General features: G+C 65.3%; 17 protein-coding genes and 3 pseudogenes. 14 read left to right on the forward strand and 6 right to left on the reverse strand.

The window, feature by feature from the left end:
• Positions 1-57: 57 nt before the first annotated feature.
• Together G3I71_RS07840 and G3I71_RS07845 are read right to left on the reverse strand one after the other, a co-directional pair.
• Positions 58-797: pseudogene (locus G3I71_RS07840) on the reverse strand (SDR family NAD(P)-dependent oxidoreductase).
• A 167-nt stretch (positions 798-964) separates the two neighbouring features.
• Positions 965-1,735, reverse strand: a complete 771-nt coding sequence (locus G3I71_RS07845) for a hypothetical protein (protein ID WP_164313176.1) — start codon at positions 1,733-1,735, stop codon at positions 965-967.
• Between the two features lie 536 nt (positions 1,736-2,271).
• Between G3I71_RS07845 and G3I71_RS07850 the strand changes: the two are divergent.
• The 3 genes and pseudogenes from G3I71_RS07850 to G3I71_RS07860 all read left to right on the forward strand — a co-directional run bounded on the left by G3I71_RS07850 (position 2,272) and on the right by G3I71_RS07860 (position 4,946).
• Positions 2,272-3,912: pseudogene (locus tag G3I71_RS07850) on the forward strand (IS200/IS605 family accessory protein TnpB-related protein).
• A 164-nt stretch (positions 3,913-4,076) separates the two neighbouring features.
• The gene (locus tag G3I71_RS07855; RefSeq protein WP_164313177.1) at positions 4,077-4,307 is read left to right on the forward strand and encodes a hypothetical protein; all 231 of its coding nucleotides are present in this window, start codon (positions 4,077-4,079) and stop codon (positions 4,305-4,307) included.
• Between the two features lie 246 nt (positions 4,308-4,553).
• A complete protein-coding gene (locus G3I71_RS07860) occupies positions 4,554-4,946 on the forward strand; it encodes a very short patch repair endonuclease (RefSeq protein ID WP_164313256.1) in 393 nt (130 codons plus the stop codon).
• A 601-nt stretch (positions 4,947-5,547) separates the two neighbouring features.
• On the opposite strand, the gene G3I71_RS50945 is transcribed toward G3I71_RS07860, so the two are convergent.
• Complete coding sequence (locus G3I71_RS50945) at positions 5,548-5,742, reverse strand: hypothetical protein (protein WP_239148991.1); 195 nt, start codon at positions 5,740-5,742, stop codon at positions 5,548-5,550.
• 42 nt (positions 5,743-5,784) lie between these two features.
• Between G3I71_RS50945 and G3I71_RS07865 the strand changes: the two genes are divergently transcribed.
• From G3I71_RS07865 to G3I71_RS07890, 6 genes are all read left to right on the forward strand, one after another.
• Positions 5,785-7,773 carry a Z1 domain-containing protein gene (locus G3I71_RS07865; RefSeq protein WP_239148992.1) on the forward strand — a complete coding sequence of 663 codons (1,989 nt, stop codon included), beginning with the start codon at positions 5,785-5,787 and terminating at the stop codon, positions 7,771-7,773.
• Positions 7,770-8,795, forward strand: coding sequence for a PD-(D/E)XK motif protein (locus tag G3I71_RS07870; protein WP_164313179.1), 1,026 nt, complete (start codon positions 7,770-7,772; stop codon positions 8,793-8,795). Before G3I71_RS07865 ends, G3I71_RS07870 begins: the two co-directional genes overlap by 4 nt.
• Positions 8,792-10,786, forward strand: coding sequence for a hypothetical protein (locus G3I71_RS07875; protein WP_164313180.1), 1,995 nt, complete (start codon positions 8,792-8,794; stop codon positions 10,784-10,786). The genes G3I71_RS07870 and G3I71_RS07875 overlap by 4 nt, the downstream gene beginning before the upstream one ends.
• Before the next feature lie 65 nt (positions 10,787-10,851).
• Positions 10,852-11,682, forward strand: coding sequence for a hypothetical protein (locus G3I71_RS50245; RefSeq protein ID WP_203729605.1), 831 nt, complete (start codon positions 10,852-10,854; stop codon positions 11,680-11,682).
• 17 nt (positions 11,683-11,699) lie between these two features.
• Entirely contained in the window at positions 11,700-13,508 is a 1,809-nt protein-coding gene (locus tag G3I71_RS52635; protein ID WP_343242879.1) for a DUF6339 family protein, read from the forward strand.
• Between the two features lie 9 nt (positions 13,509-13,517).
• A complete protein-coding gene (locus G3I71_RS07890) occupies positions 13,518-14,879 on the forward strand; it encodes a DNA cytosine methyltransferase (protein ID WP_164313181.1) in 1,362 nt (453 codons plus the stop codon).
• Positions 14,880-14,886: 7 nt separating this feature from the next.
• Here the strand turns inward: G3I71_RS07890 and G3I71_RS07895 are convergent, their stop codons facing one another.
• A complete protein-coding gene (locus G3I71_RS07895) occupies positions 14,887-15,519 on the reverse strand; it encodes an ATP-binding protein (protein WP_164313182.1) in 633 nt (210 codons plus the stop codon).
• Between the two features lie 225 nt (positions 15,520-15,744).
• Between G3I71_RS07895 and G3I71_RS07900 the strand changes: the two genes are divergently transcribed.
• Together G3I71_RS07900 and G3I71_RS07905 are read left to right on the forward strand one after the other, a co-directional pair.
• Positions 15,745-16,593 carry a helix-turn-helix transcriptional regulator gene (locus G3I71_RS07900; RefSeq protein WP_343242880.1) on the forward strand — a complete coding sequence of 283 codons (849 nt, stop codon included), beginning with the start codon at positions 15,745-15,747 and terminating at the stop codon, positions 16,591-16,593.
• On the forward strand, positions 16,590-16,835 hold the full coding sequence (locus G3I71_RS07905; RefSeq protein ID WP_164313183.1) for a DUF397 domain-containing protein: 246 nt from the start codon (positions 16,590-16,592) through the stop codon (positions 16,833-16,835). The genes G3I71_RS07900 and G3I71_RS07905 overlap by 4 nt, the downstream gene beginning before the upstream one ends.
• Positions 16,836-17,004: 169 nt before the next feature.
• Here the strand turns inward: G3I71_RS07905 and G3I71_RS50960 are convergent, their stop codons facing one another.
• The gene (locus tag G3I71_RS50960; RefSeq protein WP_239148993.1) at positions 17,005-17,535 is read right to left on the reverse strand and encodes a DUF6082 family protein; all 531 of its coding nucleotides are present in this window, start codon (positions 17,533-17,535) and stop codon (positions 17,005-17,007) included.
• A 470-nt stretch (positions 17,536-18,005) separates the two neighbouring features.
• Between G3I71_RS50960 and G3I71_RS07915 the strand changes: the two genes are divergently transcribed.
• The 3 genes and pseudogenes from G3I71_RS07915 to G3I71_RS07925 form a co-directional block, all read left to right on the forward strand.
• The gene (locus tag G3I71_RS07915; RefSeq protein ID WP_164313185.1) at positions 18,006-18,560 is read left to right on the forward strand and encodes a GNAT family N-acetyltransferase; all 555 of its coding nucleotides are present in this window, start codon (positions 18,006-18,008) and stop codon (positions 18,558-18,560) included.
• Positions 18,561-18,622: 62 nt separating this feature from the next.
• Positions 18,623-19,228: a DUF5753 domain-containing protein gene (locus G3I71_RS07920; protein ID WP_164313186.1), complete on the forward strand. Its 606-nt coding sequence runs from the start codon at positions 18,623-18,625 to the stop codon at positions 19,226-19,228.
• Positions 19,228-19,563: pseudogene (locus G3I71_RS07925) on the forward strand (PIG-L deacetylase family protein); the annotation flags it as partial. The gene G3I71_RS07920 and the pseudogene G3I71_RS07925, both read left to right, overlap by 1 nt.
• Before the next feature lie 351 nt (positions 19,564-19,914).
• On the opposite strand, the gene G3I71_RS07930 reads toward G3I71_RS07925, so the two are convergent.
• Entirely contained in the window at positions 19,915-21,183 is a 1,269-nt protein-coding gene (locus G3I71_RS07930; RefSeq protein WP_343242881.1) for an MFS transporter, read from the reverse strand.
• Positions 21,184-21,426: the final 243 nt, after the last annotated feature.

The raw sequence follows: 21,426 nt of genomic DNA on the forward strand, positions 1-21,426 counted from the left end.
AATGCTCGTCCGCTGGTCAGGGGTCGGCGCCGTCGGCTTCCACGGCCTGCGCGGGGTTCACCCGACGGTCGGCACCTCCGGCACAGGTGATGCCTGCGGCCTCATCGCGTCCGAGACGGACTTGACTCCGCCGTGGGCCGTGAGGCCTCCGTCGACGGGGATCTCCACTCCGGTGATGAAGGAGGACGCGTCGGAGAGGAGGAAGACGACGAGAGGCGCGATGTCGTCGACGGTGCCGCTGCGACCGAGGGGTGTCTCGCGGAACATCGCCTCCCGGAAGGCCGGGGTGGCGGCTGCGGTCATCTCGGTCTCGATGTAGCCGGGGTGCACCGTGTTCACGCGGATGCCTCGCGGCCCCAACTCCGTTGCCGCGATCTTCGATACCCCTCGCAGGGCCCACTTGCTGGCCGTGTACGCCACCGGGTAGTACGCGGTGAGCGCGGCGGACGACCGACGTTCACGATGGACGAGCCCGGCGGCATCAGGGGCGTGAGGTGCTGGATGCCGAGCAGCGGCCCGGTGGTGTTCACCGACTGGACGTACGCGAAGTCGTCCGGGCGTACGTCGCCGAGGCGGTCGCGCTGGATGACGCCGGCGTTGTTGACGAGCCCATGGATGTGGCCGTACGTGTCGCGGAGTTCGGCGGCGAGGGCGGCCCAGTCGGCCTCGTTGGAGACGTCCAGCTTCCGGCAGTCCCCAACTCCGTCCGGGCGTACGTCGGCTGCGACCACCGTGGCTCCGGCGCGAGCCAACGCCTGGGCTTCGGCGGCGCCCTGGCCTCGGGCGGCGCCGGTGATGACGACGACCTTGCCGGTGAGGGGGCGGGAGTCGCCGGGGTGGTGGGGGACGGGTCGCTTTGAGGGGTGCGCGTCATGGCGGTCAAGGTAGCCGCCGGGGGTAAGAGGGCGGCGGTTGACCCGGTCAGTTAGTCATAGGAATAGCAGTTGACCTGCAACGATCGAGGCTAGAAGGCGGCAGCGGCCACCGCCTCGGCTTCCGGCAGCAGGTCCTTGCTCTCCTGGATCAACCTCTCGTACGTGCGCTCGTGGTCCCCGCTTTCGAGAGCGAACCGCAGGAGCGAGCCGGACCAGTTGTCGAAGAGCGAGAACGTGCGATCCACCATCCGCTTGGCTTCCTCGCGCTGTGCGTCGTCGAGGGACGGCAGGCTTTTCTCTTCCACCTCGGGCGACTTTATGCTGTGCGACGCCTCCGCCATGTAGTGCTTCGTGCCGAAGAACTCACATTCGCGACCGTCCCGCAGGGCGATTCCCCGGCAGTGGGTGAAGATCGTGATGGAGACGGCCTCGATGGACTCGACCATCGCGAAAACGGCGTATGTGGGGGCGCCCGCGGCGAGCGCGGCCAGCTCCAGGCAGAGACGTCGAGAGTGGCTGAAGTTCTCGCTCCAGAGGACCCGCGTGGCGTCCGACAGGGGCATGCTGCTGTCGGCCCCCAGCTTCTCCAGGTCGGTCAGCATCCACTGCCAGTGGAAGTCCTCTTCGTACGTGTGCGCGTTCAGAAGGGCCTGCAGCTGATCGGGCCGGGCATTGCCTTCGTCTTTACGGAAGACGTACTTGTTCAGATCGGAGTAGCCCATGATGAAGGGAACCACGCTGGGCCCCCACGCCAGACGCTTTTCTCCGGGGAGTGAATCGTTGGCGAGCAGGCGAGTGAAGAATGCGTGGTTCTCGTACGATTTCCGATGTTCTTCGATGTAGTCGATGACCTTCTGCATGGAAAACTCCGTTCACGTCCTGTCGACATCTCCGCAGCGACAGAGAGTGAAGGCAGCATCGCATAGGCATCTTCAACTCATTATGTTTCACGAAGCGTTGATATGGAGTCTGCCCTTTTTTCCCGTCGGGATTTCCCTTCTTTCCCGTCGGGAATGCCCTTCCTCATGCAGCGCACAGCCGCACCACGACCGGCCGGTGATCGATCCCGACAGCCGAGGACGCCAGCCAGGTCCGGCGCCAGTAGACGGCTTGCCGTCGAAGTTGTCCTCCCGGAAGCCTGAGCGCTGCCATTCCTTTGGCGCCACCGTCACCTGGCCGTCCTCCAGCCCTGCACCAAACAGCCCGGCAACCGGCCGCTGACGACGGTGAACATGCGGGAGTGAGTGTTGCTGGTCTCTGTCATGTCGCGCCGCGGCTATGGGGGGCGGTTTCGGCGGGGAACTGATGTTCTCTCATCGAATGCGTGACCTTCACGAGTGGTGCTCGTTTGCCATGGCGACGGGATCGTCGGGTGGCATCGGACGGGGGTGGCGGGGTGGGTGAACTGAGGAGTATCGCGCCGTCGTTCGTCGCGTCGGGTCCGTCCGGTGTGGCCGTGCGGACCCGTCTCAAGCAGCTGACCGCAGGCGATGAGGAGGTGCTGTGTCTGGTCGGTGCGCATCTGGGGTCGCTGGCCTCGAAGGATCTCAAGGCGCGTTGCCGGGACGGTCTGTCGCATTCCGGGGAGGCGTGGGCGGTGCGTAAGCGGGAGCTGACGCCGTTCTCGTCGTCGCGGTGGGCGGGCAGTATCACCAAAGCCACGCACGACCAGTGGGCACTGGCCCGCCGGTGCCAGTCGGCGCACATCCAGAACCTGGAAGCCGGTGTCCGTACCATCGAGGACCGGTTGTCGCTGCCGATCGGGCAGAAGGGGACGAAGAAGGCGCCCGGGGGTTACCGGTCGCGGCGGGAGTGGCATGCGAAGTCGCGGCGACTGCGGGTGCTTGAGGACCGCCTGGCTGCCGTGCGGGCGGACCGTGAGGCCGGCATCGTGCACGTTGTGCGCGGCGGCAAGCGGCTGGCCCGTACCCGGCAGCATCTGGAGGAGGCTCAGCTGACCGAGTCCGGATGGCGTGGGCGGTGGGAGGCGGAGCGCTGGTTCTGCCAGGCGGACGGTGAGTCCGGCAAGCGCTACGGCAACGAGACCATCCGCATCAGCCCGGACGGCGAGGTGAGCATCAAACTCCCCGCACCGCTGACGCATCTGGCGAACGCCCCGCACGGACGGTACGTCCTGGCGTGCCGGGTCGCGTTCGCACACCGGGGCGAGGAGTGGGCGGACCGTGTCGCGGCCAACAGAGCCGTCGCCTACCGCATCCACCTCGATACGGGCCGGGACCGCTGGTATGTGACGGCGTCCTGGCAACTCCCGCCCACCCCCACCCTCTCGATCGAGGCGGCGCTCGCGCACGGGGTGATCGGTGTCGACATGAACGCCGATCACCTGGCGGCCTGGCGCCTCGACACCCACGGCAACCCGACCGGCAGCCCGCGCCGCTTCTTCTACGACCTGACCGGCACCGCCGAACACCGGGATGCGCAGGTCCGTCACGCCCTGACCCGCCTCCTGCACTGGGCCCGAACGTGCGGTGTGAAGGCGATCGCGGTGGAGGACCTGGACTTCGCCGCGGAGAAGACCCGGGAGAAGCACGGCCGCCGCAAACGCTTCAGGCAGCTGATCTCAGGGATGCCCACCGGCAAGCTCCGCGCCCGGCTGGCCTCGATGGCAGACCAGACGGGTATCGCGGTCATCGCCGTGGACCCGGCCTACACCAGCCGCTGGGGCGCCCAGCACTGGCAGAAACCACTCACCAGCACCACCAGCACAAACCGCAAGCCCACTCGCCATGATGCTGCTGCCGTGGCGATCGGAAGGCGCGCCCAGGGACACCCGATCCGGCGACGGACGACACCGCCCCCACCACACCGGAGTGATGCGGTGGGGCATCGGACCGTCCAGGCCAGACCGGTTGTTCCTGGGCGTGAGGGAACCCGCCCCCGCATTCCCGGACCACGGACACGATCCGTGCCGCCCGGACGCGGAGCGAACGCGGGCAACCAGAACGCCCAACACCGTCCGGGGCGTTCGGCCGAGCATGAGACCTGGCAACAGGACTCACTTCCGCTCAGTCTTTAGGAACGGTTGTTACGCCGGGGAACGTGTACGGGGCGATTGCTCCGCGGTAGGTGTTACGAGCCCGGGGCGCGTCGTTCCTCTGCTGGGCTCTGCTCGGGTCCGCTCCGCTCCGCTCCAAGGGGTCACGCTCCGTGCGTCGGCGCGTGGCCTGCTTGGATCGGCGTATGACGGATGGGTCGACGCTCAGCGATGCCTGCGGTTCCGCGGAGCATGTCCCGACCCTGCTCGACCGCTTCGAGTCCGACCCGAGCGGCGCCTGGTCAGAGCTGATGGATCATCTGTACCCGCAGCTGGACACCGCGTTCTCGGCGAGCTTCGCGACGCTGCCTCGGCTGGCCGAGCTGGCGTCGGGCCGCAGCGCTGAGGACCGCCGGTGGGTGCTGCTGGCTGCCTGAGGCGATCACGGCCTGCGCCACCGGCGGCGATGACGTGTTTCGAGGTCTTCTCGGCTCCGATCGCGGACTCCACACGGTCAAGCACGTCCTCGACAGGTTCAACCCGTAGATCAACGGTACGAGTAGCGGGACTGACAGGGCCATGGGCCGAAAGCAGCAGGCTCGGATTCCGGAGCGTGCATAAAACGCCGGCAGAATGCCCCCGTGCCCGCCCCTATTCCGTCTTCCCCCGCCGTGTCCGCCCGCATGAGCCGACAGGGCTCCCGCGATACGGCTCCCGAGGTCGCGGTGCGGCGGCTCCTGCATGCCGCAGGTATGCGCTATCGGGTGAACGTGCCGGTACCGGGCATGCCACGTCGCACGATCGACGTCGTCTTCGCCAGGGCCAAGATCGCCGTCTTCATGGATGGCTGCTTCTGGCACGGCTGCCCTCAGCACGCGACGCAGCCGAAGGCAAACTCCGAGTGGTGGCGTGCCAAGCTCGACAAGAACGTGGCACGTGATCGCGAGACAACAGGGCTACTGCAGGCGGCGGGCTGGACTGTCTTGAGGTTCTGGGAACACGAGTCCGCCGACGAGGTCGCGCGTCAAATCGCCATGGCCGTGGCATCCAAGCAGCGACCCCTGGGTGGTCCCTAAATCAAGCCTCTCAGCCCCGGCTCGTCCTCCATGGCGAGCAGGCCCCGGCGGGTACTCCGCCGCGAGTTCGCATACGCCGGCGTAAAAATCGATCGGGGGCGCTACTTTCTCCAATCCGCATCCAACTCACCCAATAGTGTGTAGGTCCTGTACGAAGGTGACGTGCCGGTGAGCGTCTCGCAGTGCTGTGCCATGTGTGAAACGACCCACGATGGCAGAGGGCTCCGGGGTGTGGACGGCTTCGGCGAACGAGAACGGGGAACGGTCGACTCTCATGACCGATGAATTCGACGACATGTACGAGACGTTCAAGGCACTCCTGGACACGTTTACCCCCGCGGAATCAGTCAAGCGGTTGGAGCAATTCGGAACCAGTCCCGACCTCGTCCAGCGGATCCGGGAGCGTCACGAGCAGCAGACCGTCCGTATCAAGGAGCTCGAAGAGCCGCATGCTGTGGTCCTGGGCAACCGTGACACCTGGTACACGGGCCCGCAGGCCAAGGACAAGTGCTGGCCTGCCATCGTGGACCTCCTCGGCAAGGACGGTTGGCCTCGGGATCCCGCGATCAGAGCCCTGGACGACTCCTCCACTCGCGTCGTCTCACTGCTGAACCACCCCAAGGAGAAAGCGTTCTCCACTCGCGGCCTCGTCGTTGGCTACGTTCAGTCCGGCAAGACGACCAACTTCACGTCGGTCATGGCCAAGGCCGCCGACCGCGGCTACAAGTTGTTCATCGTCCTTGCCGGCATCCACAACGGCCTCCGCCGACAGACCCAGGCCCGACTGGTACAGCAACTCGTGGAGCCGAACCCCTCGATGTGGTCCCAGTTGACCGGGTTGGACAAGGACTTCACCCCGCACGAGAATCCGGCCTCGTACTTCGGGAAGAGCAACAAGACGCGCGTGCTGTGTGTGGTGAAGAAGAACGCGGCGGTTCTGCGCAAGCTTGCCCGATGGCTCGAAAAGGCATCGGACTACCTCCAGGACTGTCCTGCGCTGATCATCGACGACGAGGCAGACCAGGCCACCGTGGCCACATCGTCGATCAACCCGCTGATCCTGGACATCATGGGCTGCCTGCCGAGGTCCGCCTACGTCGGCTACACGGCCTCGCCGTTCGCCAATCTCCTGATCGACCCGGGTGCCGAGGACCTGTATCCCAAGGACTTCGTCGTCAACCTTCCAAAACCTGAAGGCCACTTCGGCACCGAGGTCCTCTTCGGACGCTACGCGCTCGACGGTGAGGATCCTGAACAGGTGGACGACGGCTACGACATGATCAGGTCGATCCCCGAAGAGGACGTGCCGTACGTACGCCCGGACACCCGGGCCGACATCGAAGGCTTCGAGCCAGTCATCACCGACACTCTGCGCAGTGCGGTCGAATACTTCTGGCTCGTCACAGCCGCTCGGCGCGTACGAGGTACGGGCAATCAACACAGCACGATGCTGATCCATACCAGTGTGAACACCGCAGTGCACAACAGCTTCAAGAGACCACTCGCACGTCTGCGTGAGCAGGCCACCATGTCCCTCGCGGACACCGACTTCCTCGCTCGGCTGCGAGGCCTCTGGGAGCAGGAGACCCAGCGTGTCCGGGCCGAGGATTTCCGCGAGGCGAAAGTGCCGTTCGATCGGTTGCTGACCGAACTCTCCGGGGTCCTGGACAGTTGTCGCATCATCATGGACAACTCAAGCAGTGAGGACCGCCTCGACTACGAGAACGGCCCGGTCGTGGCCATCGCCGTAGGTGGCAACACGCTTTCGCGGGGTTTGACTCTCGAAGGTTTGGCGGTCAGCTACTTCGTCCGCGCGGTCTCGGCGTACGACACGCTGCTGCAGATGGGACGCTGGTTCGGCTTCCGGAACGGCTACGCCGATCTGCCCCGAATCTGGATGACAGACGAGTTGGCAGAGTGGTTCCGACACCTGGCGACAGTCGAGACCGAGATGCGCCGAGACATCGACATTTATATGACGGAGGACGAAACACCCCTCACGTTCGCTGTCCGCCTGCGCACTCATCCCTCCCTGCGCGTGACCGCCGCTGCAAAAATGCGTGACGCCGTCACGGCGGCTTCCTCTTACGGTGGCAAGCGGGTCCAGACCCACTACTTCCACACCAACGCCGACTGGCTGACCGGGAACATCGAAGCCGCAAGCCGTCTCGTCGCCGCCTCCGCAGTAAGTGCGACCAAGGTGGAACGGCGCCCGGCGGACGGCCGCTACGTTTTTCGCGACGTGCCTCATGACCTGGTGATCGGCTTCCTGTCGTCTTACAAGTTCCACGAGAAATCCCCGGAGAACGACGCGGACTTGATCACCGCCTACATCCGAAAGCGAGTAGCCGCAGCCAGCTCACTTCGCCGGTGGAACATCGCGGTTGTCGGCAACCCGAGGGGAGACAGCTTCACGTTCGCCCCCGGTGTGACCGTCGGGCGCAACGCCCGTGCTCGGCTCGCCGTCAGAACTCCTGACCCTGACTTCGCCGACATCAAGACTTTGATGAGCCGTCGTGACGCAGCGGTGGACCTCAGCGGGGACACGGCGAAGTTGAGCGAGAAAGGAATCATGGACAGGCGCCGTATCGAACTCCCGGACACCGGTCTCCTGGTTCTCTACCCGATCGACAAGGTGTCCGAGCCGGCCCCTGCGAAGACAGCCCGTGCACCCTTGAACGCCGAGGAACACGTGATCGGCGTCGGACTGGTCTTCCCTGAACCCTGGGACAAGGACAGCGAGGTTGAGAAGTACATCTCCGCCAACCTGTCCAATGTGCGGATCGAGGAGGAGGATTACAGCCTCCTCGTCAGCGAGGAAGCATGACCGACGACACGCTCCGAAGACTCGTCGAGGAACGTTGGACGGCGCTGGAAGCCGAGGAACCCACAGGTGAACGTCGCCTGAGAGTTACCCACTTGCCAGTTAGCGGCGATCACGGTTCCCTGGCGGTCGGTGTTGACCATGGAGGGCACCGCCATCTCCTGGTCCCGGTCCACTCACATCGAAAGATCCGGCCCGGCCTGGACGGCCCGGTCCTCCTGCTGCGCAAACGGGCACTGGAGGACGAGGACACCTACCAGACCTTCGCCGACCTCGCCTGCTTGCGTGATGACCTCACCGATCTGTTCACGGAACTGTGCATGGACGTTCTGGAAGCCGCGAGGGAGCTTCCAGAGAATCCAGTGAAGGCGCTCTACCGAGTGCTCGACCGGTGGAAAGCCCTCTTTCGAACGCAGGAGGCTCCCTTGGGGCCCGAGCAACTTGCCGGCCTGTTCGGTGAGTTGACATTGCTCAACCGTCTACTCGAAAAAGATTCGAGCGCGCATCGCCTCTGGCGCGGTCCCGAGAGACACCGCCACGACTTCTCGACCGGCATCACTGCTGTCGAGGTGAAGGCGAGCACCACCACTGAGGGCCGAAGACCACAGATCCACGGGCTCGATCAACTCGAAGCACCGGATGGCGGTGAACTCTGCCTGGTCTGGTTCCGTCTGCAACGTACTGCGGTGAATGGTTCCGGCACTGCGGTGGTGGAACTGGTCAACCGCACACTTCAGCTGTGCGACGACGAGGGCGCTCTTCTCGAACTTCTGGCGCAAGTCGGCTATCGCTCTTCGGACGCCGACCACTACCACGACGTGCGCTTCGTGATCAGCGAGGAACAGTGGTACTCCGTGGGCCCGGGCTTCCCCAGCTTGACGGGCCGGGCACTCGTCGCGGCGGGCATACCGGTTTCCGTACTGGACGTGGAGTACACCATCGATCTGTCCGGTAAGTCTCCGGCGCCGATGGAACCCGACCAAGTGTCCCGAGTGATCGAGGACTTGATCCAGGAGTCCGTGTGACGTCGCCCGGCTGGTTTTCCCAGCCTTACCCCCCGGAAGGCGCGAGCGCCGCCGAGGGTATCCGCAACCAGCTCGGCCGGCCCGAACTCGACCTGCTGACCATCCTGGTCCGCGAGTCCGCCCAGAACAGTTGGGACGCCCGACTCCGCACTTCATCCGTCCCGGTCGACTTCCGCATTGATATGCGGACTGTTGGCCCCGCCCACACGGGAGCCTGGCGAGAGCTACTGCTCGGCGGCGCACCCGACAGTGCGGAAAACTTCCCGCTGCGTGACACCCTCCGGCGTGGCCAGATCCGGTTTCTCGCCGTGTCCGATCGCGGCACTCGCGGACTTGGAGGCCCCACCCGCGCCGATGATGCCGCAGGAACCGACCGTGACTTCGTCTCTTTCATTCGCAACATAGGCGAGCCGCGAGATGTTGCACTGGGTGGTGGCACCTACGGCTTCGGCAAGGGCATTTTCTATCTCCTCTCCAAGTCCGGCACCGTCCTCGTGCACTCCCGTTGCCGAACCACACTGGGCGACCTCGAAACCCGGCTCATCGGCTGCACCCTTTGGAAAAGCTACAAGGCCACCGAGTCACGGGGAGATCGGCGTTACACCGGTCGACACTGGTGGGGAGACACATCGGGGGAAGTGATCGAACCTCTGGTCAGCCAGCAGGCGGAGGCGACGGCCCAGCGCCTGGGCCTCAGACCCTTCGGTCCCAACGAGACAGGCACCACCGTTGTCGTCATCGACCCCAATCTTGACGACCTCGCGCCGAACGAAGCGGCTGCCTACCTGGCCGAGACCGTCACTTGGCATCTGTGGCCAAAAATGGTCTCCGTGGGCCACAAGCCGCCTGCCATGTGTTTTTCCGTCACCTGCGACGGAATCGAACACCCGGTGCCCGATCCGCGGGAGACGCGTCCGCTGAACATGTTCGTGTCCGCCTACGAAGTGATGACCGGTTCGGGCGGCATTGATCTGGAGTGCAGGAGACCCAAACGACATCTGGGCCGCCTCGGACTGGTCAAGCGGATCATGCCGCCGCTGGAGCCGACACGGGCGTCACGGATGCTCGACATCGAAAACCTGGTCCACCACATCTGTCTCATGCGTCCGGCAGAGCTGGTCGTCACCTACCGGCCCGGGCCCAAGCCTCCCAGCGAGAACCAGGGCTATGCCGGTGTCTTCCGAGCGGACGTGAGCATGGACGAGATCTATGCCAAGGCCGAACCGCCGACGCACGATGCCTGGAACCCTCAGTCCCTCGCAAAGCCCGAGAGCACCTACGTGCAGACCACCTTCAGCCGCATCAGCGAGGCTCTGGACGACCTGCTCTTCCTCGGCGGAGTCGCACGGCCAGGAGCCAGCAACGTCGCGCTGGGTGCAGCCAGTTCAATGTTCTCGGGCTTGGTGGGCGGTGCGTGGGGGATCGGTGGAGCCACCGCCTACACCAAGCCTGGTAGCACGATCACACGTGCCTCACGGCCAGAGGAGACGGACGAGGACGCCATCCCTTCGGCCTCAGGTCGTCCCACTCCTGAAGCAGCGCGGGGCATCGAGCAGGCCGCTGCCGGGGAAGGCGAGGGCTCCAGCAGTTTCGACACTGGTCTGCGGGCCTTCGGCGGCGTGCCGGAGCACAGCGGAATCGCCGCGCCACGACGTCGTCCGCGCGTGCAGTACGTCGGCGATCCCTACTACGACGATCACGACGACGTCTCCGTACTCGTCCAGGAGTTCCGCCTGCCGGTCCCGGGATCCCAACGGGTCCACATCGATCTTGCCGTCACACTTCCCGGTTCGGGTGGGCGCGAGACCGATCCGCCGATCGGAGCGAGCATGCCCGTGCTCCTCGGTTGGGAGGACAGCAACGGTCTTCTGCACTCCTCGGAGGCGTGTGTGATCGAGGGCGGCGAGGCCGTCTGGCGCGCGCTCGTGCGCCCGGCACCGGACACCATGACAGAGATCGATATCAAGGTCGAGGCAGTGAGAGTCTCGTGACACGACGTGCTCTCCCGTATCGCGCTCCCTCCGAAGACGTCGTTGTCGTAGAACCCTGGCTGTTGGTGACCGATGACGGTGAAATTCCCCTGCCCGAGGCCCTGCCCGACTGGGACTACCAAATGGACCTGCACCTGCGCAGAACCGTCCGAGTCGATCTGCGGCAGGCCCGCTCTCAATCCGGCCTTCCGACGGATGCCGCTCTCATGCTCGCAGCCGTCTGGACGGCCACCGGATCCAATCTCAGTGGGCCGGCTCAGCATGTGCGACTGACCGACGACGGCACACGCAAAGTAGACCTGGATGTGCAACTGCGTGGTGCCGATCTGGGCGGCTTGCTCCTCCTGGACACCGCACTCGTTCTGGCCGAGCGGCGAAGCGACGCCCGCCCCTCCTCACCACGTCGGGCAGGCTCCGTACTGTGGAGCGATCGGGATACGTTGCGGCTACAGGGCGATGCTCCGCAGTTCCCGATGGCTGTGATCGACTTCGCCCGAACCTCCTTCCCTGACGGGGCGGCCTGGCACCTCCAGATCAGCGGCAGCCTGGAGAGCGCCACCATGGGGTCTTTGCTCCTGCTGATCAACGAGCGCAACACGGTGACAGCAACCGCGTTCAAGAACGCAGGAAAACCCGGGCCGGTCGACCGGATCGTGCTCTCCGCGGTGTACGCGGATGCCGCTCGGACCATGATCGAACACGCCCTCGCAATGGACGACTTCGTCGAGGACGGCGAATTTCCGGACGGTTCGCTGGGGGCCACCCTGGTCGGCCTCTTCGAGCAGTTGTTCCCCGGCCGGTCGATCACTGACATTCGTCTGCGTCGACACCAGTCACCTGCCCTGTTCGCATCGGATCTGCAGGCGGCAGTCAAGATCTTCGAGGTGTCGCGATGAGTTTCCTTTATCCTCGGTTGCTCGCCGATCAGGCCAGACCGCTGTTCGAGGAGTACAGGCACCTGGCGACTGCCGAACTGACCGATCGAGCAACCGTCTCCCACGAATCTGCGGTGTACGTGGCCACTGGTGGAGACCGGATCTCCGCCGACCGGCTTCGAGAGCTGCGGACAGGTGTTGTCGATCTCGCCGCACGAGCGGGCTTTCCCGACGACTCCGACCGCGCGCGCAACGCCGATTTCGACCTCCAGCTCGCCGCTCTCCTGCACGCCGAGACGGGCATGGTGCCAGCCGAGGCAGCCTCCCGCGACGTCTGGGCCTTCCTAGCGCTCGTGCTGCTGCCGGACGTGGCTTTCTGGCGCTACCCCCAACCTCCCAAGGACCGTGTTCTCGGCACGGACCTCACCCGCCACGTATTCGGCCGGTTGTGGTGGCGTGCTCAACTCGTGCGCTCCCCCGGCACAACGGAGCCCTACAGTGCTCTCAAGATCCTCGGCGAGGCCGCTTTCGACCAGATCTACGCGCGCCGGGCCGCACTTGGCGGGAGTCCCCACCTGGTCCGCGCCATTCTCCGCGTCTGGAACGGCCTGGACCTGGCTGGGCTCAACGAACGCGACACCCTTCGCGACTTCCTGAAGAGACTTTTGCGGCTCGCCCCGTTCGTCCTCTTCGACGGCATCGCGGAAGGTGCCCTGGACGACGAACTGCTCGCTGTCGCCCAAGAGTCCGTCGACGCGCAACGACCGACAGCCCCTCCTCCGGCGGCCGACACAAAGCAGTCCGGACAGACTGCCGGGGTTGTCGTCGAACCGGCTACTACCGCATCCCAGAAGGAAGACCCAGTGCGCTCCGCCGTCGCCCCGAGCGTCGAGCCCCGTCGTTTCAGGTCGGTGGAGATCTGTGCCGGAGCCGGGGCGCAGGCCCTCGGACTGGAGCGTGCGGGGTTCGACCCGGTGCTACTCGTCGACAGCAAAGCGGATGCCTGCTTCACTATCGACCTCAACCGGCCCGCCTGGGACGTGATCTGCATGGACGTTGTCCAGTTCCATCCGAACATGCGCCAGGAGACGCTGGGGGTCGACCTGCTGAGCGGCGGACTTCCACGGGTGAAGTCATCGGCAACGGTTGGTCGTACGGAGGACACGGAGGAGCGCGCAGTCCTCCGTGCCTCGATCGGACTCGCATGTGCCATGCGGCCGAAGGCCGTGCTGCTGGAGAACGTTCCGGACCTGGTCGAGAGCCCGCACTTCGAGACCGATCGCTTGTGGATCGAGTCCGCATTGCGAGATGCGGGCTACCGGGCGAGTTGGCGAGTCCTCAACGCAGCGGACTTCGGTGTACCGCAAAACCGCAGCAGCGGATTTCTGGTCGCCCTGCAGGAGCCGTACTTCTCCCGTTTCTCGTGGCCCGAGCCGGACCGGCTGCCGCCACCGACTGTGGGCCAGGTTCTCGGCCGGTCGATGGCCTCACGCGGTTGGCCCGGCGCGGAACACTGGATCAAGGGCGCGGACCGAGTCGCTCCAGCACTCGTAGGTGGCTCCGATCGACGGGGCGGCGGCGATCTCGGTCCCACCGGCAGCAAGAAGGCCTGGGCCTCACTGGGTGTGAACGGCAGCAGCCTCGGCGACGAACCTCCTGGTGCCGATTTTCCCCAGGGCGAGCATCCCAAACTGACCGTCGATCAAGCCGCGATGATCCAGGCAATCCCGGAGAACTGGCGCTTCTTCGGAGGAAAAACATCCAGATATCGCCAAATTGGTCATGCTATGCCGCCCCCTCTCGCCACCGCACTGGGCCGAGCCCTCGTGGTCGCCCTGGAAAGCTAAGATCGCCAGATGTACAATCTCCGCCTCCTCGAACCCGAACCCATCACCGTCGTCGACCTGTTCTCCGGCTGCGGTGGTTTCACCCAGGGGTTTCACGAGTTCCGTCCCGAGGGCGCGGAGGACGGCGATCCCGTCTTCCACAGCATCGCGGCAGTCGAGCACAACGCCGCTGCGGTTGCCACGTACGCCGCGAATTTCGGCAGTGGCCGCCCGGACAGGACCTTCCCGCAGGCTGGCGTCCACTTCGGAGACATCGAGAAGTGGGAGCCGACTCCGGATGCCCTCCACGCGGACGTGGTGGTCGGCGGACCTCCTTGTCAGGGTTTCTCGGCCTTGAACCGCAGCAAGAAGGGCAGCGATCGTAACCGGCTGTGGGAGGAATATGTTCGCATCGTTGCCAAGATTCGCCCGAAGGTCTTCGTCATTGAGAACGTCGACCGCTTCCTCAAGTCGAACGAGTTCCTCAACCTCCTCAGCCAGGTCGAGGAAGGCGGCCTGCTGGCCGACTACGAACTTGTCGACCCTCCTGGGCACGAACCGACCGACACCGACGAGCAGAAGCACAAGCGGTACTTGCTCAACTCCGCCAACTACGGGGCAGTTCAAGCGCGCCGCCGAACGATCGTCATCGGAGTGCTTCGCGATGTCGACAATGGTCGCAGGATGGCCTACCCCGCCGCGACACATGTCCGACGCCCCAAGCGCAACTCGGGCCTCCCGTCGAATCTGCAACTCGACGGCGCCCATGCCGAACCCTCGTTCTGGCAAGCCGTGCGGAGCGTGTTCGACGAGTCGGCCAAGCTCAAGATCGAAGGCACTGAGCTTCCGGATGGCAAGGACCACATCCCTGAAATCGATGCCGTGATCCCGGGTGTCTTCACCACTCGCGACCTGCACTTCGGCCGAAATCCGGAACCTCTTTCAAGGGCTCGCTACCGCGCCATCCCGGAGGGGGGGAACCGCAAGGACCTGCGCAACAAGTGGTACACAGTGAATGAATCCGGTGAAATCCGCCTGTTCAACACTCCTGAACCTGCAGGTGTGAGAACAACGGTCGGCTACCTCTCCACCGCAAGTTGGGACAACCACAACACCGGCACAGGCGACGTTATGGGCCGGCTCCGCATGGATGAGCCCTCGGTCACCATTCGAACCGAGTTCTTCAAACCGGAGAAGGGCCGATACCTCCACCCGACGGAACCCCGTCCGATCACCCATTACGAAGCCGCTCGCATTCAAGGATTCCCCACCGACTTCCGCTGGTGCGGATCGAAGACGGAGATCGCTACACAGATCGGCAACGCGGTGCCTATCCCTCTCGGGAAAGCCATTGCCGAGGCGATTCATACGTACCTGCACGGAAACGCCTGACGCCCCTTCACCCATCGCCCCCTTCCGCCTCGAAGTGCATCTGAGCCCGGTCCAACACGTCATCCGCATCGCGACCGTGCGCCCGGAGCCAGTGAAGAAGGTCCGCAATGGCACCGACCACTGCCTCCTCCGCCACAGTTGCACCCAGGCGGCTTGAACCAGCTGCGGTCGGCAGCTTTGCCCCGCAGTAGAGGCCGAGCATCTGCTCCGCTCTTGCCACATGAGGGCGTCCACTGTGGCCGTTGGCCGAGGTCAGCGTGGTGGAGAGCTCACACCACGTCACTTTCCGGTCGGCGAAGAGTTGCACGCCCCAGCGGTCGGCAGCGAAGGTGATGAGCCCCATACCCCGCCCCGATTCGGAGTTGACGTCCTCGCTGAGAAGTGTTGGCAGAGCGCGCGTGTCGGGGTCATAGACCTCGATCCGCAGATGGGTTCCCTTCATCGCCACAGCGAGGGTAGTGGGAGTACCGGGACCGACATGAGTGATCACATTGGAGACCAGCTCGCTGACGCAAAGTTGAGCCGCGTCGATGAGCTCGTCCAGGCCCCACAACCCCAAGTGGACCCGCAGCACGCGTCGCAGGCCCGCCACTTCCTCGGGCTCCGCCAGAAAGTGAAGGTCCCACGGCTTTCGTGACATACATGCTTCCCGGATCACGAAGACCCCTCTCGTCGCATGTCGCCTCCCCTGACCCCACATGATCAGCGGAGAGTTGCACGCACTCACAGCGAGTTGCGTCACCGGAAGCATGGACTGGGCGTATCCCTTTATGCAATGTGCACGACGGGATTCCCACTTACGAGTGATTGGCAAGCAGCTCCCTTGGCGCAAGACTGAACGCCCGCTATCCGAAAGAGGGTTGAAGTGGCCGGTTCACCGACGGCACGGCGTCGTCGTCTCTCGATCGAGCTGAAGAAGCTCCGCGAGAAGAGCGCGTTCACGTGCGCCCAGGTCGGCGAGGCGCTGGACTGGAGCGGCTCCAAGGTCAACCGCATGGAGACGGGCAGCGGCAGGGTCCAGCCGTCCGACATCGATGCCCTGTGCCGGTTCTACGCCACTAGCGACGAGCTGCGCGAATTCCTCAAGTCGCTGGCTCGGCAGGCCAAGACGCGCGGTTGGTGGCAGGTGCACGGCGCCGGCGTCCCGGAATGGTTCAACATCTACATCGGCCTGGAGCAGGACGCCTCCACACTCCGCCAGTACCAGTGCGAGTTGCTGCCGGGCCTGATGCAGACCCCGGCCTACACGGGCGAACTCCACAAGACCGGCGCACACATGTCCACGGAAGACATCGACCGTGCCGTGCGGGTACGTATGGAGCGCCAGGCCATGCTGACGCAGCCAGGCGCCCCCGACGCATGGTTCATCGTGAACGAGGGCGCTCTGCGCAACGTCATCGGCGATCGGGCCTTGATGCGAGAGCAGCTTGAACGTGTCCTGGACGCTTCCGAGTTGCCAAGCGTGACCTTGCAGGTCCTCGCCTTCGACTCAGGCACCTACCCCGCGACCGGCTCGTTCACGATGCTCGGCTTCCCTGATCAGGCAGATCCGGACATCGTGTATCGGGACGGCATCACCGACGCCGTCTATCTTGAGGGCGAGCATCATGTCCGTGAGTACACCCGGGCCTTCGACGGCCTCAGGGCCGCGGCCTTGAGCCCTCAGCGTTCCGGTCAACTGATCAAGTCCGTTCTGAAGGAATACGCACGATGAGCACTGCACGATCCAAGGACGACGGCCCCCCGACGTGGTTCACGTCGTCGTACAGCAACGGCGCGGGGGGCGAGTGCGTTGAGTGTGCGCGCACTGGCGACGGCGCTCTTGTACGTGACTCCAAAAGTACTGGAGGGCCTGTCATCGTTGTTCGAGGTCAAGGCTGGCAGACCTTCATACGAGCCCTGAACAAGAGGGAGTTGAAAGGCTGGTTCCGTGACCGCACAGGTTCGACGGCGTGACGGGTGCGGTAGGCGGTGGGCGGTTGGATGTGCGAGAAAGCTGGCTCTCCAACACCGCCCACCACCCTCGACCGCCTCGTTCAGGCCCCCTTCATGTTCCTGTCGGCCACCACTCCCAGGCTGTTTGGCGGACGCCCAGGGTCTCGGGTGACGACGTGCGACGAGTGCCTCAGTCCGCCCCATCACTGAGGAAGAACTCAGAGGCCAGCACAGCGGGACCTTCAGCCTGAGCCGCCTCGAATGCCTCATTGAGCACCTTCACGAACTTACGCGAGCGCTGTTCGTGGATCATGTTCTGTCGCCAGCCGCTCCCCAGTAAAGTCCAGAAATCGCGCCCCACTTCTCCCCGGAAGAGACGCTGCGCGTTGATCCGAACGACTGCGTCCGCCACTGGACCGCCAGCCAGTACATACTGCGTGTGCCAGAAGCTGATGATCATGTTGATGTACGTAAACTGCCGCCACCGATGTGGCGTAAGACGAACGGGTAGCGGCCCCCAGCACACTCGAAGGTCGGCATCTTCTAGAGCAGCGGTCAGAAGCTCCCTGTGAATGGCGTTCCTTGCATCAGCCTGGCTGATCGCTGTCTGTCGAGCCTGGTGCCGGAGAGAAGTGACTGCACCGAGCAAAGCGGCAGCGGTCAGCGGGACTGAGATAGCCGCGTAGGTCTGGCTGATCTCACTGAGTGTCGACCAATCCATCCCTCCTGGGGTTGCCCATTGAAGCAGAAGGGGGATCCCAGGGAGGGCAAGCACAGTTACGACCCCCGCTGCTATCCACTCCAGCGTTCGACGTTTTGGCTTATATTGCAAGTTTCCTTCCCCCTTGCCGTGTAGGACCAGTTCGTCATGTTCTCGAAGCGGGCCTGGGAGGGCAAGGTTGTCGGGCCGCGGAGCTTGAATTCAGACATAGCCCGGTCCGGGCGAGGCATCCACCGATGGAGCGGGGGCGACGGTTCCAGGCGGAACGCCTCACGCTCGAACGTGTCGAAGAGTCCTCCGATGGTCCTGCCTCGGTCGTGGTCCCGGTTTCCACTCTTGCAAGTTGCTGCCGGTTCCCTACCCGGGCTCGATGCTCCAGAGGCAGAATCTCGCGGAACAAGCGATCACAATTGACGGAGCGGGAACCCACGTCGTCTGCGATGCCCTCTCTGCCCCAATAGGATCCCGGCATGCATCAGGTGCAGCGCCTCGATGACCGCCTCCTCGTACGCGAACTCACCCCCGGCGACGTGGACGCCGTACACGCGATCTACGGCGACCCGAAGGCCACGGAACACCTCTCCTTCGACCCCCGCACCCGGGACCAGGTCGAGCAGATCGTCGCCCGTTCCATTGAGGCCGCTCACGCGGACGAGCGCCGCGAATACGCCTTGGCCGTCGTCGAGCAGACCGGCGGAGATCTTGTCGGCTTCGGACGGCTGGCGCTCGACCCGCACCAGCCGGGGGCCGCGACGATGGGCTTCGCCCTCAGGGTGTCGAGTTGGGGGCGTGGCTACGGCCTGGAGACTGTCCGGCTTCTCCTGGCCGTTGCCTTCGAAGACCTCGGCCTTCATCGGGTCTGGGGAGCACGCTCGCCCGCCAACGAAGCCTCGGCCCAAACCATGGAGCGGGCCGGGATGATCGTGGAAGGCCGGATTCGCGAGCACATCCAGCGGGGAGGCAGATGGCGGGACAGCATCGTTCACGCCGTCCTTGATCACGAGTGGCAATCCGCCAACAGGTAACGGCCGCTGCCGAATCGCCGACGCGGAAATGCCTGACGGCGCATGACTCTGGGAGGAACACGGTGACCAGTTCGGTCCCCTGGCAGCAACGCCTGTCCACCGGTACAGCTGACGTCCAGAACGAGGTCATCAACCTCTACCGGCAGACGCGGCACAGCAAGGCCTACGTCCCCGCCATGATCTGGGGCACCCTCCAGACCGAGGCCTACGCGACTGTGATCCTCCGTAAGGTGGTCGACTTCCTCGGCATCCCCGACGATGTGCCGGCGGGCGTGGCCAAACGGATGGAGCGCCAGCAGGTGCTGTACGACGGCGAGCACCGCTACGAAGTGATCCTCGGTGAACAGGCCCTGTACACGTACGTCGGTGGGCCCGAGGTGATGCGCGGGCAGCTGGAACGCCTCCTCCGTGAGATCGACCTTCCCTCTCTCACCCTCGGCATCCTTCCAGCCTCCGCCGACGTCGACATGGTCCCCGCGCACGGCTTCAACATGTACGACGACAGCCGAGCCCACTACGAACTCGTCTCCACCGGCGTTGACATCACCGACCCGGCCGAACTCGCCCTGCACAACAAGGCGTTCGGGCTGCTCAGTAGCGCCGCGTACTACGGGGCCGACGCCAAGGAACTGATCGAAAAGGCCTTGGTGTTCTGGAGCCACGAGTAGTGCCTCGCCAGCGAGGCGCCCCCAGCCTCCTCGCCGTCTTCGCCCACCCCGACGACGAGTCCATCTCGGCGGGTGGGGTCCTCGCCCGCCACGCAACCGCCCACGCCCGCACCGCAGTTGTCACCACGACCTGGGCCGCCACCACCCAACGCGCCACAGAACTCACCGAGGCCCTCCGCATCCTCGGCGCCGGCGCCCCCCGAATGCTCGGCTACGCCGACTCCCGCGTGCCACAGTCAGCCCCGGGCAGCCAGCGCTTCCTCGACGCGCCCCTCGACGAAGCGATCGGTCAACTGGTCGCACATATAAGGGAGTTCCGGCCGGAGATCGTGGTCTTCCCTGTCAAGTTCTTGTGTTCAGCTCTGCGAGGTCTCCGGAACTACACCTCGGTGGCGCTGGCTCGGTCGGCCGCTCAGGCGAGGGGCATGGCCATGCCCGGAGGCTAACGCGACAGCCACGGCATCTGGCTCAGCACCAGACGCCCCTTTGGCGTCATCCTCTGTCCCTAAATCACGCGGAAACCCTCAGCGCCACATACACAATTAGAGCTGCCGCGAACGCCACAGCTCGAGCGGCAAGCTATAGCGGACCTGAGGGATCCCAGATCGCTTTGGCATAATTCAGGAGCCCGGCCAGCCCAAAGGTGAGCCAGACCGTTTCGGGGCACCCGTTGCGGGTCACGGAGTTCAGGGTGCCTTGCGGTTCGTGGACGAATCCCGCCGTGTGGTCGGCGGGTTCGGCGCCATGGTTTCCGCGGGCGCGGACGACTTCGGCACGTCCGGTGATGAGCCCCGTAGACCGCCGAGCGTCAGGACCGTCATCACCGCCGCGGCCCCCGCCGCCACACCGAAACCGCCGTGCGCGCCGCCTGTGTCCACCACCCGACCCGCGACCGCCGCGGCGCCTGCTATTCCTGCCGCGCTTGCGGAGTTGCCCCAGGTGAACGCCTGGGTGAGGACGGAGCGCGGGACCGCCGACTCGGTGAGGACGGAGGAGAGGATCAGCAGGACCGGCACGGCGAGTCCGGTCAGGGCGAGGGTGACGCCGACCGCGAGGGGCGCGTCGAGGAAGGTCAGCGGGAGGCTCGCAAGGGCGAGGCAGGCTGCGGCTGCAGCCTGGTGGCGCCGTGGTGAGCCGCCGTGACGCCATGCTCCGTAGGCCCAGCCTCCCACCAGGCTGGTGCAGTTGGCGGCGACATAGAGCAGCGCTGCCGTGTCCGGGGTGCCGCGTCCGACGGCGTACGCGGCGACGGACACCTGCATCGAGCCGAAGAACACCCCGAGCGCGAGGCCGAGCGCGACCTGCCGCAGGAATGCGGAGCGGAGCAGGGCGCGTCCGGCGTGCCGGCGTTCGGCGTGGCCGGTGAGTGGCGGCATGGTGCGGCGCTGGGAGGAGAGGGCGAGCCCGCCTCCGACGACGAGCGCGGCAGCGAGCAGCACCCCGGCGCCCGGGCGGCCCGCCGCACCGAGGACGCTCACCAGGGCCGGGCCGGCCAGGTAGGACACACCGTTGGCGAGGGCCTCCAAGGCGAAGGCTGTAGGCAGCGCGGCAGCCCGTTCGCCGGACAGCAGGGCGGACCAGCGAGCGGCGGACAGGGCAGCGAGCTGGGGCAGCGTTGCCCCGACGAGCACTCCAGCGACGAGGTCCGGAACGGCGCCGGCGAGCAGCAGCGCCACGGCCCCAGCATGTGCGCCCAGCGTGCAGGGAAGCACCCGTGCCTGCCCGAATCGGTCGACAAGGCGCCCGATCTGGGGCCCGGCGACGGCGTCCGCGACAGCGAACCCGCCGGTGACGAGACCCGCGACGGCATACGATCCGGTGCGTGCGTGCACCAGCCAGACGATGCCGATCCCCGTCATGGCGATACCCAAACGCCCGACAGCGGCGGGAAGGAAGAAGGCCACGGCACCCGAAGTGCGCAGCACAGTGCGGTAGTTCGCCGAAGCCGAAGGCACGACGCATCCCTTTCGCCGCCCGGCGGGACGCGCCACACAAGGTCGTCGGCGTCCGGAAGTGCCGACCCGTGGCTGCGCCTGAAGCCGTCCAGTGGTGGCGTGGAGCGGGGACGCGCACCCCACGCCGACTCCGTCACCGGGCAGATGTCATGCGGTAGTTGATGACCTTCTCGAGCGTAGAGGAACGGCGCGCAGAAACGAACAAGGAGGGACACCACGTCTCCTTCGAAGTCGTGCAGGCCG

Source organism: Streptomyces sp. SID12501 (assembly GCF_010550245.1).
Taxonomy (GTDB): Bacteria; Actinomycetota; Actinomycetes; order Streptomycetales; family Streptomycetaceae; genus Streptomyces.